This is a genomic window from Collinsella sp. HCP3S3_D1, from assembly GCF_052064015.1.
Lineage (GTDB): Bacteria > Actinomycetota > Coriobacteriia > Coriobacteriales > Coriobacteriaceae > Collinsella.
Genome location: NZ_JBQHWK010000004.1, coordinates 82,275 through 99,950, shown reverse-complemented (window position 1 = coordinate 99,950; position 17,676 = coordinate 82,275). Strand labels below are relative to the sequence as shown.

General features: G+C 59.3%; 12 protein-coding genes. 4 read left to right on the top strand and 8 right to left on the bottom strand.

The annotated features are described in order from the left end of the window. Nucleotides 1-70: 70 nt before the first annotated feature. Nucleotides 71-478, top strand: a complete 408-nt coding sequence (locus ACTNDJ_RS02165; RefSeq protein ID WP_370450581.1) for a GtrA family protein — start codon at nucleotides 71-73, stop codon at nucleotides 476-478. 338 nt (nucleotides 479-816) lie between these two features. Here the strand turns inward: ACTNDJ_RS02165 and ACTNDJ_RS02160 are convergent, their stop codons facing one another. From ACTNDJ_RS02160 to ACTNDJ_RS02130, 7 genes are all read right to left on the bottom strand, one after another. Further along, nucleotides 817-1,707, bottom strand: coding sequence for a DUF4430 domain-containing protein (locus tag ACTNDJ_RS02160; protein WP_441057678.1), 891 nt, complete (start codon nucleotides 1,705-1,707; stop codon nucleotides 817-819). Between the two features lie 9 nt (nucleotides 1,708-1,716). Further along, nucleotides 1,717-7,599 (bottom strand): InlB B-repeat-containing protein, encoded by a 5,883-nt coding sequence (locus ACTNDJ_RS02155; RefSeq protein WP_441057675.1) that lies wholly within the window; start codon nucleotides 7,597-7,599, stop codon nucleotides 1,717-1,719. Between the two features lie 585 nt (nucleotides 7,600-8,184). Continuing rightward, the gene (locus ACTNDJ_RS02150) at nucleotides 8,185-9,948 is read right to left on the bottom strand and encodes an ABC1 kinase family protein (protein ID WP_441057672.1); all 1,764 of its coding nucleotides are present in this window, start codon (nucleotides 9,946-9,948) and stop codon (nucleotides 8,185-8,187) included. An 8-nt stretch (nucleotides 9,949-9,956) separates the two neighbouring features. Next, the gene (locus ACTNDJ_RS02145; RefSeq protein ID WP_441038770.1) at nucleotides 9,957-10,367 is read right to left on the bottom strand and encodes a hypothetical protein; all 411 of its coding nucleotides are present in this window, start codon (nucleotides 10,365-10,367) and stop codon (nucleotides 9,957-9,959) included. 153 nt (nucleotides 10,368-10,520) lie between these two features. Next, complete coding sequence (locus tag ACTNDJ_RS02140; protein WP_441057669.1) at nucleotides 10,521-12,044, bottom strand: C69 family dipeptidase; 1,524 nt, start codon at nucleotides 12,042-12,044, stop codon at nucleotides 10,521-10,523. A 99-nt stretch (nucleotides 12,045-12,143) separates the two neighbouring features. Beyond that, entirely contained in the window at nucleotides 12,144-12,998 is an 855-nt protein-coding gene (locus tag ACTNDJ_RS02135) for a bifunctional 5,10-methylenetetrahydrofolate dehydrogenase/5,10-methenyltetrahydrofolate cyclohydrolase (RefSeq protein ID WP_441057666.1), read from the bottom strand. 2 nt (nucleotides 12,999-13,000) lie between these two features. Continuing rightward, nucleotides 13,001-13,633 (bottom strand): cyclodeaminase/cyclohydrolase family protein, encoded by a 633-nt coding sequence (locus tag ACTNDJ_RS02130; protein ID WP_427727505.1) that lies wholly within the window; start codon nucleotides 13,631-13,633, stop codon nucleotides 13,001-13,003. A 251-nt stretch (nucleotides 13,634-13,884) separates the two neighbouring features. On the opposite strand from ACTNDJ_RS02130, the gene ACTNDJ_RS02125 reads away from it, so the two are divergent. Further along, the gene (locus tag ACTNDJ_RS02125; protein ID WP_441057663.1) at nucleotides 13,885-14,049 is read left to right on the top strand and encodes a hypothetical protein; all 165 of its coding nucleotides are present in this window, start codon (nucleotides 13,885-13,887) and stop codon (nucleotides 14,047-14,049) included. 44 nt (nucleotides 14,050-14,093) lie between these two features. Continuing rightward, nucleotides 14,094-16,547, top strand: coding sequence for a phosphatidylinositol-specific phospholipase C (locus tag ACTNDJ_RS02120; RefSeq protein WP_441083255.1), 2,454 nt, complete (start codon nucleotides 14,094-14,096; stop codon nucleotides 16,545-16,547). 171 nt (nucleotides 16,548-16,718) lie between these two features. On the opposite strand, the gene ACTNDJ_RS02115 is transcribed toward ACTNDJ_RS02120, so the two are convergent. Continuing rightward, nucleotides 16,719-16,973, bottom strand: a complete 255-nt coding sequence (locus tag ACTNDJ_RS02115) for a hypothetical protein (protein ID WP_441057771.1) — start codon at nucleotides 16,971-16,973, stop codon at nucleotides 16,719-16,721. A gap of 210 nt (nucleotides 16,974-17,183) precedes the next feature. Between ACTNDJ_RS02115 and ACTNDJ_RS02110 the strand changes: the two genes are divergently transcribed. After that, nucleotides 17,184-17,636 carry a helix-turn-helix domain-containing protein gene (locus tag ACTNDJ_RS02110; RefSeq protein WP_441057774.1) on the top strand — a complete coding sequence of 151 codons (453 nt, stop codon included), beginning with the start codon at nucleotides 17,184-17,186 and terminating at the stop codon, nucleotides 17,634-17,636. The last annotated feature ends 40 nt before the right edge of the window (nucleotides 17,637-17,676 follow it).

The window sequence follows — 17,676 nt, the reverse complement described above, 5'->3', positions numbered from 1 at the left end:
CTTACGTTTGCCATGCAAAAGCTCTAAAGTATCTCGTTGCTCGATTCATCAACGCATTGGATGTGATTACGTGCGCAACGCGCTGGCACAACCTCATACCAAGCAGTTCCTCAAGTTCGCTGTCGTGGGTCTTATCTCCTTTGGCGTCGACTGGGGCATGCTTATTGCGCTCGTCGAGCTGTTCCACCTCGACTTTTTGATGAGCACGACGGTCTCGTTTACCACGTCCGTCGTGGTTAACTACTGGCTCAGCATGAAGTACGTGTTCGACCATCGCGAGGGCATGAGCCGTAAGCGCGAGTTCACGATCTTTACCATCCTGTCGGTGATCGGTCTGGGCCTCAACGACCTGTACATGTTTGTGGGCGTCACGTTTTTGAGCATCGGCTACCAGGCCATGAAGGCCATCGCCACGTTCCTGGTCACCTGGTACAACTACTTTAGCCGTCGCTTTTTCCTCGAGGGCGCACGGTCGTAGACGGCTCAACATAATCTCGCTTCGCAGCCGGTTGGAATTCTCGTTCCAGCCGGTTTTTTGTTTGCAGAGTCTGCCGAGGAAGGAGGGCTACGGTGCATGAATGGAACGCAGTTTCCCCATGAACGCCGTTCCGGAAAGTGTATCCCAGATTGCAGCCTCAGAATGGGATGCAGCTTCCGCAACGCCGTCCTAGCGGAAACTGTGTCCCGGAATTCACCTTTAGGGTGGGATGCAATTTCCGGTTGAGCCTCGATTGGGAAACGACGCCCCATTCGCATAAAAACGGGCGGCTCGGGTGTTTGTCCGAACCGTCCGTTTGGCATGTTATGTCGAGGCATTTAGCCCGTTACGTAATACCAGACGACGCTGTCGCCATTGGAGAGAACGTAGTTGCTGCACGCCGTGTTAGGCGTCACACCGTTAACGGAGTACATCCAGCCGCTCGTACCGCCGTGCTCCTTCTCGGCCAGGCCGCCGATAGCGGCGACATACGTGCCGTACGATGAGCCGTGCGCATTTACGGAAAGGCCCAGTGCACACAAAGCATCGTAGGCCGTAGCGCCCTCGTTGAAGGTGAACGTACCGCCAGAAGACACCGGGTTACCCACGGCACTCGACGTCACAGAGACCGTCACAGTAATGTAGCCAGGCTGCTGCGAGCCGCCCTGATTGCCAGCAGAGGCGCTGTCGCCGTTGGATACAGACCCACCGCCAGGCACCGAGCCGCCGCCCGAAGAGGAGCCGTCAGAAGAACTCGATCCACCAGCGGATTCGGATCCCTGTCCGGCAGACGCGTTGTTGGACTTCTTGCCGCCCTTGTCTTCGGACTTCTTCTCTTTCGAATCCTTGTCTGACTTCTCGTCCGAAGACTCGGAAGCGTCCTTGGAATCCGATTCATTCGAATCCTTGGACTCGGAGTCCACAGCGTCGGAAGACGAGGAGCCCACTGTCTCCGTCTTGCGAGAGGCGATAGAGCCAGAGTCGGCAACGCTCCTCCCCGCCACGGCCCGAGCGATCCAATCGATGGACCAGGCGCCGCTGGCAGAAGGGTGAACAAAGCCCAGCGAGACGACAATCAGTGCGATGCAGACGGCCGTCAGAGAGCCAAGCAGCGCCTTGCGCCGAGAGGCGGACGCCGCCGAGGCGGCGCCCTTTTGCTTAGCATCGTCGAGCTGAATGAACGACGTGTCGGGTTGCTTGGAGTCGGCATCCTGAGGTTTATTGGACACAGCTCTCACCTACCGACGCTTGGTAAACACGAACACGCCAATGACCGCAAGCCCGATCACGCCGGCCGCTACGCCGACAATGGCGAGCGGGTTGAAGCCAGACTCCTGTGCCAGAGCCTCAGCGGACTTCTTAGCGGTAGTCGCGGCAGCCGAGCCCGTATCGGACTTGGAGCTGGACTTGCCGGACTTCTCGTCAGACTTCTTGCCGTCCTTCTTGTCGGACTTGTCGGAATCCTTCTTGGAATCCTTGCCGTCCTTGGTCTCGGTCGTGGTCGTGGTGGACACCGGCTTCTGGCCCGGAGCAACAGCACCGCCAGTCTGCTGGCCATTTGTGCCGTTACCGGAGCCAGAACCAGCACCGGCATTACCCGAGCCGCCATTGGAGCCGTTGGAGCCAGAGCCGCCGTTACCGCCAGGGGTAACGGCATTCTTGTTCCACTTGGCGTAGAGCGTCATATCGGCCGTCACCGCGGCACTAAAGTCATACGCCTTTGTGCAAGCCTCATCGGTATACCAGCCACCAAAGGTGTAGCCCTCACGCGTCGGATCGGCCGGCTTGGTGACGGTCGAGCCAGAAGCAGGCGTCTGATCGCCAGTCGCAGAGCCGCCCCGAGCATCAAACTTAACGCGATGGGCCTGGGACTTCACACAGAACAAGTGACCTGAGTCGTTCGTGTAGTAAAGGTTACCGAACTCGTCGCAGACAACCGACGCCATGCAGTAGTTTGCATAACCAGAACCGGGAACAAACACTTCGGTCGCCTCGGCATCGCCCAGCCTGTACATGTACACGCCGCCGCCGCTCGTGTAATTAGGCCAGTTACCCTTGGCGCCGTTCAGGGTGAAGTACACGTACGTCTCGCCATCACGCGTCGAGACGAGCGGCGTGCTCTTCGATTCGAAGCCGAGCTCTTCGCCATCGGCCTTCGTAATCTGCTTCACGCTCATATCGGAAAGGTCGATGATCGAAAGCAGGCCCTTAGCCTTCCAATTGTTCGCAGTCGCACCGCAAATAAAGGCATATTTGCCGCTAAACACGGGCGTTGAAGTCGAGTATGGGGCAAACTGCACCTTCCCGGCCTCGGTAATAGAGCCATCCGAACCAATAGTCAGCTTGTGCAACGTGCCATCATCGCGCGTAACGGCGTATACATAGCCATCGTGGACGGTAAGCGCCGAGCGGATATTGCCACCAGATAGCTTAAACGAGGCGACAAGCTTCGACAGATCGGCGGAATACACGCGCACCTGGCCGAAGTCGCTGCCGACAACGTAGTAGCCATTTACCATCAGGCCGCCAGACCAGTAGTAACCTCCGTCAGTGACGGAGGCGCTACCGGCGATGGCGCCCGTGTGAATATTGATGCGCCTGACCGTACCGTTTTGCACATCATTGCCATTGGCAGACCAACAATCAAGGGTGTTGATATAGACGTAGTCGCCGTCAACGGTCAACGAAGATTGATTCTGCATAGCGAAGGCATCGGAATACCACAGCGTCTTAAACGTTTTCGCCGAAACAGCCTGCAGATAGCCACCGGAAAGCGGAATCAGAATGATGCCCTGCGCAATAACGGGACGGCAGGTGCTATCCATGGAAGAGCCAAGCTCAAGCGAGCGTACGACGGAACCCGTCTCGGGGTCGATCTCATTCAGAACGGCATTCCACGTCTTTCCGCCCCATACCGAAGCGCCCGTGACAAGGTACACCTTTCCGTTCGCGACAATGGGGTCAGACGCAGAGGCGCTTGCGCCTGCCTTCTGCTGCTCTTCGGTTAAAAGGTTGAGCGCCCAAGAAGGCGTATCTGTCTTTGTTGTAGGCGTAAGGGCGTCCGTCGAGGATCCCGAGCCACCGTTCGCAAAACCATTCCATGCCGCATCGACATCGGGATGCTCCGTTCCGGGATTGGTAGCAGGAGCCGTCGAGGGCTTCTGCGTGCCGTCACCCTTAACATAACGGAACTCGACGCAATCACCGTTCTTAAGGCAATAGCTCGAGGCGCCGAAGTTCGCAAACCCATTGTTTACGTAAAACGACCAGAAGCTGTACGGCGCGGCGCTCGTTGTGCCCAGCACGCGGCCATCGGGCATCGTCGCACTCGTAAGACCCAAGGCGTTTGCCTCAAGGTTCGTACAACCGGCAGCCGTCATAAGCTGCTCGAGTACCGACTCGGCCGTCGTGTCATCGTCGGCGGGAAGCGTAAGCTCGGTCAAGGGCACCACCGATTGCTCGGTGTAGTTGCCGTCGGCATCACTTGCAGAGACGCCCGTGACCTTGGCCGTCACCGTAATGGTCTTGCCCTCGTTCGGGTTGTCGAGCCCCGTCGTTCCCTTGACGTTTACCGTCGCAGAAACATCCAAGCCGGCAAGCACCGCGTAGTCCGAGTTGTCGGGATAGCGCTCGGCATAACGGGCAAAACGTTCGCTCTTTAGACGGGCGCTAATCGTGACTTTCGTGTTGTATTCGGGCTGAGTGAGGATAAGGTTCTCATGCGCGATAACCCTCGGTTTGCTCGACTTGAGCAAACGATAGGTGTTCTCCGTGCCACCGGGGAGCTCACTAAACACGAAGCCGTAATGTCCCGAAGCCTCTTCGGTGGAATAGCACCAGTTAACGCCGAGTCCTTGGCCATACACCTTAAGCGGTGCATGCAGGTTGCCCGTCACGCTGGAGGCATTTTGGCCATCAAGAATACCCAAGTAGAACGAAGACTTCGCAAGGCTAAGGTGGAACAACTCGGCATTGAGCTCGTCCTGATTCTGCGGAGAAATCGCAAAGTCGAGGGTCCTGCTTGCCGTGACTTCGGCGTTGGACTTATCGGTCACCGTAAGGGTGACTTTGGTCTTCGCTGCCTCGGCGCCAGGCAGCGGCTGATAGACCGTACCCTTGTAACCGTTAAACGTGATGTCATCGGTGCTGGCGGAGTACTCGACCTTGTAATACTTGCCGTCGACGCCAAGGTTCTTGGGCTGTGGCATTTGCAGGTCGGCGGTTAGGCCGTCCTTGTCGGCAACCGTTTTGGTGCCGTAGTACTTGATATTGTCGTAGGTAAAGGCCGCATCGACCTTTGCCTGCAGGTCGGCCTTGTCGGATGCAACCTTATCGGGGTCGCCCTTGACAGTAACGGCATGCGTGGCCCCACCGGTCACCTTGACATCGGAGACGTTCGACAACACCGAGACTTTGGCGGTCAGCGTGACCTCGCGGTCGCTCGACTTGCGCGCGACCTTGCCCGTGTAGTCGTCCCAGCCGTTGCCCGAAACAGACAGGGCATCGGTATCGGAGCTCGTCCACTCGACGGAGAACTTCTTGTTGGCGCCCGCCCTGTATGGCAGCGTCAGATTCTGGGTAACGCTCTCGGCGGTATCGCCCGTGGCATAGCCGATGGAAAGCTGCTCGGCGGCGTTGTCGAGCAGGTCCTGAAGCTTGCCTTCGTTCCAAGCGATTTCAACAGTTTTAGTCGGCTTGTATTCAACCGACTTGCCATCACGCGAGAGCACGAACGTAACGCTCGCGCGACGCAGCTGGTCAATGCTGCAGCCGCTAGACGCGTTGGGATCGAGATAGAAGAACGTGACATCGCCGTTAGTCTTATCGTACGTAGAGGAGATGCCGACCTCAGCGCCCTCATACGAAGAGCTGAAGCTGGCGGTCTTAGTCTTAACGTCGATATCATCAAAGCCGAGCTGTTTGAGCTGAGCCTTCAACGCGTCGTTGACGTTACCGCCATCAGCACTGTAGGCGACGCTTATCAGCGCGTTTTTATCGCTGAGCTTCTGAACAGCAGCCTCGAGCGAACCGGCCTTGATGACCTTGTTGGCCGAGACGACCTCGACCTCGGAAGAGCCACTCGCAGCAACAGCCTTAAGGTACTTGTTACCGGCCGCATCGGGAACCTGGATCTTGGCACCCGTTACTTCGAGCTTAGTCCAATCATCATCCGCCGCATCGGAGGCGTCGGCCGCATACCAAGAGATATCGGCGCTGTCGGCAGAAAGCTTAACGCCGTTAGTGGTCGAGCCGTTAGTGGTCGAGCCGTCGACGCGCTTAGCGTACACATCGGCAGAGACGCTATCGCCCGCGACAAGGTTGGTCGACTTGCTCTGGAGCTGAGGCGTGCTCACGACGCGCAGCAGGTTATACTCCCCCACCGGCAGCACCGTGTCCTTAGAGGTCCACGTAACGGTGTTGTCGAGCGCCGAGGCCTCGAGCTTGAGGGATTTGCCCACAAGCGCATCGGTGATAGTCAGCGCACCGGTGGAGGCGTCAAGGTTATCGGTGACCTTGGTCCAATTAGCGTCATCGGCGCCCTTGGCATACCAGGTGACGGTCAGCTTGGCGTCATCGGGCAGAGCGGAATCCGACCAACTCGAAGAGTCGGGGATACGGACCTTGGGCGTAAGCGTCGTGCCCACGTTGAGCGTAGCCGTCGAAGCCTCTGCCGGCTCGACAGATTTAAGCGTGTACTGACCGGCAAGCGTCACCGGACCCACGGGGTCAACCGAGGTGGTGCTGCCGTAGTACTTCTTCTGTGTGCTCTTAACGGAGTTTTCACTCGTGGCGATCACGCGGATGTACTTGCCCACCATATCGGCCGCAACCGTATAGCTGGCAGAGTCGGCGGCACCGTCGATATTCTTGAACGCGGCGTCGGACGTCGACTTGGCGTCGGCGTACTGCCACTGATAGTGAACGGTATCGGTAGATCCAACGTTCGTGTAAGAGTTGCCCTTGGTCGCCTTAGCCGTGAGCACGTTGCCCACATGCACGGCCCCAGTAGAAGAAGCGCCCTCGACCGTAACGCCGTACAGCTCGACCGCGCCAGCCTCCGAAACAGGACCAACGGCAACGTAAGGAGTAGTCTCGCCAGAAGCGCTCGTAGCTTTGGCAACGAGGTATTTGCCAAACAGGTCAGCCGTAACCGTAAAAGTACGACTCGTTGCCCCAGTGATTTTATTGGTGCAAGCGCTAACGGAACTCGAGTCGCCGTAGTACCACTGCCAGGAAACGCGAGAGTCCGCGGAGACGTCCGTTGTACCCGACTTCGCCGTTGCAGAAATCACATCTCCGGCGTAAACCTTACCGCTCTTATCGAGGGTGACGCTCGAAACACTGACGCTATCGGCGGCGGTGACCAGAGTCGTCCCGCGATTAGCATATGAGTCGCCACCCGCTTTAGGTGTCACCACGCAACGGACAGACTTACCGGCATACTCGGCAAGCTTTAGGGTCTGCTCAGTAGCGCCGGGAATATCGGTGTAATCCGAGTCTTTCCTGCTCTGTTTAGGACCCTCTTGCCACTGATAACTGAGATCGGATGAATCAATTTCGGTCCTAGCCCCATTAACTTTTTGAAAGGCATGGACCAAAATCGTATCCGACGTAGTGTAACCGACATAAGACTGCTCGCCGGTCGATAGGTTCTCGAACGTTAGAGAGAAAATCGTAAGTGCGTCATCGCTCTGCACCGCGACGGCGCTGCTCCCCGCTGCGCTCTGGACAGCACTCGGCTGCGGTGTGCTCGACTGCTCGGAGGTCGCAACGGTACCGGAAGACGCGGCGGCATCCGTACCGGCAGCATCGGCGTCACCCTCGACGGCAGCCTGCTCCTCCGCCGACTTCGTCTCCGCAGTCTGCGTCACGGCCTCGGCGATGCCCTCGGCGCCCTCGGCCCAGAGTTGCGCCGGCGTGGTGCCAAAAGCCATGGCAAAAGCCAGGAACGCCACCAGACCGCGCTTGGCTATGCCGCGGGCAATCGCTCCATGACGACGCCACGAGGCGCGCTGGCACTCGTCCTCAAACATATCCATTTGTCTCCTACTGTCTGCACTTGGAGCATTGCCCAGCGGCTGCCCCACGTCATCGCGCACATTGCGCTCGAGTACCCCCATCGGGGTCCCCCTTCCCTCCAGAGCCCAACGCGTACCGGCGGCATGCGCCGCGGCCGCGTACAAGATGGGAGGCGATCCGACTTAACCTTACCGGCCCGGGCACGCCGTCCGATCTGCGACGCGACCATCCCGGACCAAGAGGAATTACGGTTACTGGTACAGCCGGGGACTTGCACCCCGATTCTCCCAAACACGCAGGAAAACCGCGCATTCGTGCGTCTCCGCACCACCATCTAGGCCATCGATTATTACTGTCAGTATGGTAGCACGCAAAAGGACCCCGCACACAGGCGAAGCCCAAGGTAAAAGCTATGGTTTGCGATAGGAAGGACTGTCGTCGGACCTTGCAAGAACAGCCCGTTTCAAAACTATGCCGGTTTACGGGGCTAATTCAGCACTTCGCAACCATATCTGCCATTTTCGAAAACCAACGACTCATCTACCTGCGGTTTTAAAAGCGCAAATTTCGGTATGCTCGAGGTTCGGCGCTCCAGCCCCGTAAACCGGCATAGTTTTGTTCGGACCAGCCCACGCCGGCGCGACGCAAGGCAAAATGATCCGTTTTCCTCCGTCCCCCAGGGGCCATTAACGCTTGCCGCCGTGACTGTTGCGCCAGATCTCGCGGCCCAGCATCAGCGCCAGCACCAGCGCGCTCACGTAGCCCATAAAGCCAATGACCGGAATACCGAACACAACCGGCTCGATGCGCGCGTAGTACACCACCGACGAGCCGATAAACAGGCCGGCGATCACAATTGCCATCGACATGCGGTCGATAATTCCACCCAGCTGTCGCAGCGCCTTATCGCTGCTCATGATCTGCGTGTTCACCTTAAGCTGGCCGCGCGTGAGCATGCGCGACGCCAAGCCCAGATACTCGGCCGCCTCGAGCGAGCCTTTTGCCGCGCGATAGCTGCTCGCGGCAAGATCGTGCCCCATTTCGCGGACGCGCGCATAGGTGCTCTTCTCGTTTTTGATGTGCGTCTGGATGATCTGGATCATGTTGACATCGGGCATATACTCGGTCAGCAGACCCTCGAGCGTCACCATGCCGCGCGCGAACATCGTCACCACGCTCGGCAGCTCAACGTCGTTTTTGCGCGCCAGATTTAACAGCGAGGTCAAAAACTCGCCGATATCCAGGTCCTTAAGATCGAGCCCTGCAAAGTCGGCGACGATAAAGTCCAAGTCGGACAAAAAGGCCGAATGGTCGAGCTCGGCAGAATCGCCGCGCGTCACGGCAAAGCGCATAAGCGAATCCTTGAGCTTGGGAACGTCGCCTTCGGCCACGGCGAAAATCATGTCCTTGACGATACCGCGGTCGTGACTCGACATGCGCCCGACCATGCCCAGGTCGATAAAGTAGACGATGCCGTCCTTGAGGATGATGTTTCCCGCATGCGGGTCGGCATGGAAAAAGCCGTCGTCGAGCACCTGCGTCGAGTAGTCCTCGACGATCGCGGCGCCAATCTTTTCCAAGTCATAACCCTCGGCCTCAAGGCGCTTGGGGTCGGCAATGGAGATGCCGTCGATGTAGTCCATGACCACGACGTGTTCGGTGCAAAGATCCAAGTAGGATTTGGGACACGAGACGCCATGCACGCTTTTGTGGAAGTCATAGAAATCGTTGAGGTTTTTGGCCTCGGCCAAAAAGTTGGTCTCCTCGCGAAACGAGGTCCACAGCTCTTCGACCACGCCATGCAGGTCCACAAACTGATCAGTGTTGACGAACTTGGAAACGATGCGTACCACCGAGCGAATGATGTCGATGTCCTGAGCCATCACCTGCTGCGCGCCGGGGCGCTGCACCTTAACGGCCACGTCCTCGCCAGTCACCAGACGGGCGCGGTGCACCTGCGCGAGCGACGCGCTACCGAGCGGGTTGGGGTCAATCGCGTCGAATATCTGCCCCAGGCGCTGGCCGTATTCCTCTTCCAAACAGCGGAGCACTACCTCATACGGCACCGGCTCTACGTCGGAGCGCAGACGGCGCAGCTCGTCGCAAAACCGCTGCGGCAAAATCTCGGAGCGGTTAGCCAGAATCTGCCCCATCTTAACGAACATGGGGCCGAGCTCTTCGAGCAGACGACGCAGGCGCACCGGCGTGAGGTTATCCCACACGCGGTACTTTTTGATCAGGCGAACGATCTGACCGATGCGCTCACGACGACCTGCCGGCGTGAGCTGGTATTCCTCGTCCGGCGCCATCGCGTCGGGCTCCTCAGGGACCATATCGACAGCGCGCGGCTTCTTGCGAGCGCCCGAGACGGCGGCATCGACCTCGTCGACAACCGCCGCCTCGTCACCCAAGGGGTCTAGATTGTTGTAATCGGTGGTGGAATCTGCCATCTGCGCTGCTACTCGGCCTCTTCGGCGTCCTCTGCGTCGTCGGGCTCAACGGACTCGACGGGCACCGAGGTCACGTTATCCTCGACCGAATCGACGATGTCGCGCACATGGGCCAAAAAGGCCGTGCGATCGGGGGCGGTCATGACGCGCACGCGGGCGAGGATGAGCTCGTCGAGCACGCGCTGGGCCGCGGTCTCGCCCTGCATGCCCAAGCGCTCGGTAAGGTCGGAGATGGTGCCGCCGGCCTGCTCGAACATGTCGGACACGCTGCGGGCGATATCGGGGGTGCCGGCGTCCTTGCGCACCTGCTCGCCCTTGGCATTGAGGTCGTCGAGGACCTTCTTGCCGCCCTCGACGGCAACGGCGGCGGCACCGAAGCCCACGTTGATGGCACCGTTAACAAGCTGATCGAATTTCATAACCATGGTTGGCTCCAATCGTGAACAACTTCATTGGCCTACTTGTACCCAAGATTGGGCAAACGACACAAAATCGTTTGTCACCGGGATAAAAATCGAGCGAGGCAAAGCCTTTGACGGCGTTTGCCCCGCTCGCTCGTTGCAAGGTTATCTTTACCTTACGTTATCGTTCATCGCGAAGGAATTCTTCATGGCACAGCTCGTGGTGTAGAGCACCTTGCCCAACAGGGCATCGGTCTCCACGCGCACAAGCTCGGCAAAGGCCTCGTTGGCGCGGGCGAGCTCGGCGGGCACCTCGGCCTCGGGCAGTACGGCGACAACGGCGTCAACGTCGTGAATCTGCTTGTGGCCCATGCCGCCGACCTTCTCCTGATAATCCTCGACCGCGCGACCGCACTCATGGAAGCGGACATCGGCCAAGGCGCCAATCAGGCGATTCGCCCAATAGAAATTCTCGGACGTCACGCGAGCCTGCGTGTCGGCATAGTACTCGGGCATGGTCTCGACATTGGCGTACAGCGGCACAAGCGCGTTAAACGAGTTAGAGCCAAACGCCATCCACTGCACGGCGCGATACGCCGGCTGCGCATAGGGGCGCAGCTGCAGCACGGCGAGCTGGCTGTTGCGGTTGATGCCGATGGGACGATAGGCGCCGCGCGTGGCGGGCGTACCCTTGCTGCCGTAGCAGTCGTACTCCGTGCCCTGGTAGTGGCTCGAAAGCACGTACTTGATGTCCTCGAGGGTCACCTTGCGCTCGGGCACGCGGCTCCAGGGAATGTCGTCGCTCTCGGGCGTGTAGTCGGCGTCGGGACCGTCCCACACATCGCTGGGGTTGAGGCAGCGCTGCATGTACCAGGCGCGCGGCGTGTTGTAGACGTGGTCGCTGTCGCTGTGCGAGCCAAAGGCCTCGCGCGGGTTAAAGACCGCGGCGGGACCGTCGCCCTTAACGCCCAGCGTCAGGTCCAGATGCCACTCGGCCATCCAGGAGCGCAGGTCGGACGAGCACATGTGGTCGACCTGCGCGCCCTCGGCGTCGTCCAGGTCAAAGCTGTCGATACCCAGCTGGTTGGGCATGGTCACATAGGCGTCGTCGGGTACGCGCTTGGCAATCCAGTGGTGGCCGCCGATGGTCTCGAGCCACCAGATCTCGTCAACGTCACTAAAGGCGATGCCGTTGTTCTCGTAGGTGCCGTAGCGCTCGAGCAGCTCACCCAGAATACGCACACCGTCGCGGGCGGATTTGGCGTATGGCAGCACCAGGGTCACCATATCCTCCTCGCCCAAACCGCCGGGCTGCGCCGGCACATAGCCGTCCTCGCCCTCGTTACCCTTGGCGGGCACGAAATCCACGAGCGGATCGGCGCCGCGGACGCGCTCGTTGGTGGTGAGCGTCTCGGTTGCGGACATGCCAACATTGAGCTCGTTGAAACCGGCCTCGGCCCAAATGCCATGACCCGGGACAACGTCGGGGACGCTTGTGTAACGCATGGGATTGTCGGGCAGCTCAACGGTCAGGTGGCTCAGGACACTCGTGTAGACACGCGGCTGCTCGTCGGGATGCACTACGCGCATGCGCTTGGGCTCAAATACCCCATTGGGCGAGTCCTCGTTGCGGGCAACCAGCGTCGACCCGTCATAGCTCGCGTTCTTACCGACCAAAATCGTTGTGCACGGCATGCGCATCCTCCTTGAGCGAAAAAATCAAACGGCAATAGTGTATCGCTTTGGTGCAAAAAGGGCGAAACCACGGCCTCGGCAGCCCCCGTGGTCAAAAGCCTATTTCGATGTACGCTCGGCCGCTTCGATCACGTGTTTGGCGAGAATCGCGGTGGTCACAGCCCCCACGCCGCCCGGCACGGGTGTGATGGCGTTAACGATCGGCTCCGCAGCATCAAAATCGACGTCGCCGACCAGCTTGCCAGCGGCCTCGTCCCAGTTAATGCCCACATCGATGATCGTCTGACCCTCGCGAACCGCATCCGCGCCAATCGTGCGCGCGCGTCCAACGGCCGCAACCACTACATCAGCCGCACGACACTCGGCAACAAGGTCGCGCGTATGCGTATGGCACGTCGTCACCGTGGCATTGCGAGCCGTAAGCATGGCGGCAACGGGACGGCCAATCACCAGAGACCGACCGACGACCGCGACCTTGGCCCCATCCAGCTCAACACCGTAATGGTCCAGCAACGCCAACACGGCCTCGGCCGTGCAAGGAGCAAAGCCCTCGCCTCGCCCCGAAAGCGTGGTAAGTAGCGAAGCCGGCGTCATGGAGTCGACATCCTTGGCGGGATCGAGTGCCGCGGCAACCGCATCCTCGTCAAGCCCAGCGGGCAGCGGGCGAAACACTAGGCACCCATGAACGGCGGGGTCGGCATTGATGTCCTTAATAGCCGCCAGCAGCTCATCCTGCGAAGCATCGGCGGGAAGCAAAACGCGGCGAGCATCGATGCCAGCCTTTTCACAGCGCTTGAGGGCGCCGCGCTCGTATGATAGATCGTCCTCGCGCTCGCCCACACGAACGATGGCCAGCGTCGGCACAACGCCGCGTTCGCGCAGGACGGCGCAGCGAGCAGCGAGTTCCTCGGTCAAGGCACGGGCAACGGGAGCACCCTTGAGCAGCTCTGCCATGGCTATCCCCTCTTCCTGGCTGCGTCGGCGGCGCGGCGCGCCAGCGCATCGGCGCGCGGCAGCCACGTATCCAACAGATCATCGCACGCTGCCTCGAGCTCCTCGGCGCGCGCCCGGTCTTTCATAGATGTGGTGTTGGCAAAGAGCGTCAGGCTCGCACCCTGCATGGCGGCGCGGCAGAACACGGCACCGCACGCCACGTCGGACAGCAGCTGGCGCGAACCCTTATCGGCCATGTCCTCGAGCAGCGCCAGCGCGCGCCCGCAGGCATCCATAATGCGATACGGTGGCATAGCCGCCACGTGCAGCGCATCCTGAATCGCAGCCGGTCGAGCCGGATCGTCACGCGGAATACCGTACGCCGCGGACACCTGCCCGTAGGCACGAACGTCCTCGGCGACCAGGTCCACAAGTTCCTGCGCCAACTCATCCGCCCGGGCAAACGCGTGCGCCAAATCGTCCGCTCGATCGGCAAGCGCAGGGTTCGTCGCCCCGTAGCGCGCGACCATCCCGCAAAGCGAGGCGCCCAGCGCGCCCACAAAGGCGCTCGCGCTACCGCCGCCGGGAACCGGCTCGCGCGCGGCAAGTGCCTCGGCAAATCCGCGACAGGTTTTATCCATCATCTCTTGGCTCATACGCACGCACCTTCAAGTCATATAGATCGGTCGGGCGGCAACCGCCGGCCAACTGTATCGATCAAGTAATGGTGCTAAGTCTAGCCCATAAGCACATGAGCGTCAGCGAACCTGGCCATCGCGGATTTCTATGACACACGATAGGCGTCGGCACCGCAAGCATGGGACACATGGCCCACCCGCGCGAGCCGCCCGCGCGTACAGTAAAGGCAGGTAATCCATGGGCGGTTACAGATCGAGGAGACACGATCATGAAAAACTTTCTTATGCCGGTAGCCGACGAACGCGAGGATGCCGGAACCACCCTAAATGTGGCAACAGTACGAAAACGGCAGGCACCCCAACACGTCCGCCCGCCGATTTATTGCGCCGCGCAGACAATTAAACCGGCTTCTTTAAACGTCTGGGCAGTATAGTGGCCACAACGAGCGCGCAGCCGCACCCTGCGAATGGAGGAGTTATGACCGAACATCACGCCATCAGTCGCCGAGCGTTTACGCTGGGCCTTGGACTTGCAGCGTTGTCGCCTCTGGCAAGCCTGCCCGAAACCGCCATGCTGGGCATTAGTCCGCGGACAGCCTTTGCGGACGGCACGGCCGATCCAGCGGCCAGCCTCGACAAGTTCGTCATTCGCCTTCGCCCCGCGGGCTATTTTCGCACCGCGAGCGTCAACGAAGACGGCAACGTCATCGGCAACGTCTGCCACCTATTTAATGACGGAACGTCCAGCAAGCTCATCCTTGAGCACGTAGCGACCGATACAGATAATACAAAATGGTATGCCATCCGCACCCTGCTCAATTTCGAAGAGCACAAGAAGACGGGCTACAGCATTTGGTCGGTCGATGGCGACTCGGACGAAGATGGAAAGGTCATCCACGTATGGAGTGGCGAGCATGACGACAAGCCCAGCCGCTCTTTTGCGTTCGACCGCCAGCAAGACGGAACCTACATCATCCGAGACCGCACAAACGAGGACAAAGACTTTAATTACCTGGCCATAGAAAAGGACGGCAAAGACCAAGACGACAACAAGATCTGCCACAAGAGGACGAGCATTCCGTGGGAACTCGAACTTGTCGGTTACGACATGGGCGAGACCAATGCCACAGTTAGCAGCATCGACTGGACCACGTATAGCAGCTACATCGACGGACCATGTTGGATGAGCCACGTCGACGACAACAAGTACCTCGACGAGCTGAGCATCCCGGGCACGCATGATACGAGCACCTGCAGCGTCGACAACGACACCGAGCCCCAAACCTCGCTTGTAAAGTGCCAGCAGGATTACATACCCACGCAGTTGCTCGAAGGCATTCGCTATTTTGATATCCGACTCGGAAAGAACAACGAGCACGACAACCCCGGTATCGTCCATGGAGGATGCTACCTGTTCAAAAAAAACGGGCACTATATGCAGCTCTCCGATGTCATCGGTTACTTCAAAACATTTTTGAACGAACACTCGTCAGAAGCGCTCATCATGCTTGTGTCACGAGGCAACAACGAAGCCACCGACGAAAGTGCTACGACGGCTTTCGCCAAGGTTATGGACGATAATCCCAATCTGTTCTACACGTCGAGCCACGTTCCCACACTGGGCGACGCGCGCGGAAAGATCGTCCTGCTGCGTCGATTTGGACTCGCCGGCAGCAGCGCAAACGGCCGCACGTGGGGCCTCGACCTCACCGAATGGGACAAAAAAATCGCAGCACACTCCGACAGCTCCTCTATGTGTCTCGTCCAAGACGTGCGAGGCTTTGAGACTACGGGCAATGCGGGCGACAAAGAGCCCTATTGCACAAAGGTATATGCCCAAGACCATTACAGCTGCACGGGATCCAGTAAGATAGCATGGGTCGATAGCGCCCTGAAGGCAGCGTCCGAACTCAAGCGCAACACCGTAGATATCACTGCCGCGGATGGAACAACGATGCAGGCAACGGAGCGCTGCTGGTCTATCAACTACACCAGCTGCACGCAAAACAACCCTTTTACCGCAGCGCGAGTGGTCAACGAGCATCTGTACAAGAGCCCGTACATCAATCCCGACGGCACCGAGGAAACAGAGCCAGATTACCTCAAGCACATTGGCATCATCGCATCCGACTTTGTTGATGCAGCGCTGGCCCGGAGCATCTATCAGCGCAATTACGATACGGAGCACAAGCAGACGGCTTCGTACCACCTCCCGACCCGCATGCGCATGACGTACGGCGACTCGCTGAGCGATGCCTCGCTCCAGGATGGCAAGACCGCTGGCGAGGGCTATTTCCGCCTCGTCGACAGCAGCAACGTACTCAACGTGGCGGCTTCGGGCCATGTGTTTGAAATCGTATATGTGGATGTCGACGCCTTGGGCAACAAGACCGTTACGGCGCTGCGGGGCTCCGTGCCCATCGATATCGATCCGCGCGCGTTGACACCCCATTTTAAGGGGCTCGAGGGCCTTAAGGCCGGCGAGGACGTGCGCGCCAAGATTACGGCATCACTCGAGGGCAAGCTCGAAAACGATGCCTGCACCGCCCAACTCGAGTTTATGCACGATGCAAACGGCGCTCCGGGAACAGCGATGGCCGAGGGTGAGGCATTTGCCGCGGGAACGTACTGGGTGCGTGCGAAAAAAGACCTGTTGGGCGACGCGGCGCAGAACTACACGCTCGCCAGCGACGGAGCCGCAAGCTTTACCGTAGCGGCCTCGGACAGTGCAGGCGGCGCCGGCGCCAACGCGGGCAGCGCGAACAAGAACGGTAAGGGCAACAAGGGCAAGGGCTCGGGCGGAAAGCTCGCCGACACGGGCGACGGCTCTGGCATTGCCGCCGGGCTCGCTGCCGCCGCCATAGCTACAACGGTCGCCGGCGCAGCAATGCTTGTCAACGACCGCGAAGACAGCGAAGGCGCTAGCGAATAGGCAAGCCGACCGTTTGGACACATCGACTCAATCGGGGGCGCAGAATACCGTTCTGCGCCCCTAGCTTTTGCAGATGAGTGAGCAGCGTGTCCAGCGCACTCACAGGTCGAGCGCTCAGCCGCTGCGTCGTCCAATGCACAGCCGCAATTTTAGCCCGAACGTCGCTATCGGCTACATCACCGAGTTCGGCACGTTCACGAGTTCCTGAGCCTGGGAATGACTGCTCAGCCTGTGGGAACAGGCGGTCAGCAACCTATTACGGAGGAGCACGCGCTTACCCTTGACCCTGTTGACACCCGTAATGTCCTTGAGGTAGACGATCTTGGTATGGGTACCGAGGAAGTTGTTCTTCACGACCGCCTCGATACGATTGGGATAGATGCTTATTCCTTTGAAAACGCCGGCACCCTTATCGTGAAACAGCACGTGTTGTTATCCACGCGCGCCACCCCATGGAGTTCGATAAAACCATCTCTATGGCCACATTTTAACCACCGCAAACCCTTTTCGCGGTCGCGCGCAGAACACCAAATCGTGTCCGCACGAGGCTTTAAACTAGAGCCAATAAAGGTGTTTGATTCGCTTGGTGAGCTCTTAGGATGTTCCTCAAATCGCCGGCATCGGAGGAGGTCTTGCATGGTTTACGTATGGGAATCCGAGTTCTTTGATTCGGACGGCATGGTCGATGCCGTGCCATGTGGCTCGCTGGGCGGAGAAGGAACGTTTGGCTCCGACCTAAACGACGCTGTCGAAAGCGCCGCCGATTTTCTCGCATGTATGGTCGACGATCACCTAATGGGCGGCGTCGACCTGCCTGCGCCGGACTTTGGCCACGAGCCGCAGCACGGTGGCAAGATTATCGCCGTGGCCGTCAGTCGCGAACTCGGCGACATCCCCGCCGTCACCGCAGCGGATGCCGCTCGTATGCTCGGTGTTAGCTCAGCACGGGTATCGCAACTGATAAATGCAGGACTGTTGGATTCATGGAAGGATGGCACCAAGCGCATGGTGTCCAAAGCTTCCATCGAGGCACGACTCGCCGGCACCCCAAAGGCAGGACGTCCGAAAGAAATGCCTGTTGCCGCGTAAAGAGACGTCTATGCATACCATTTTGACATATTGACCATTG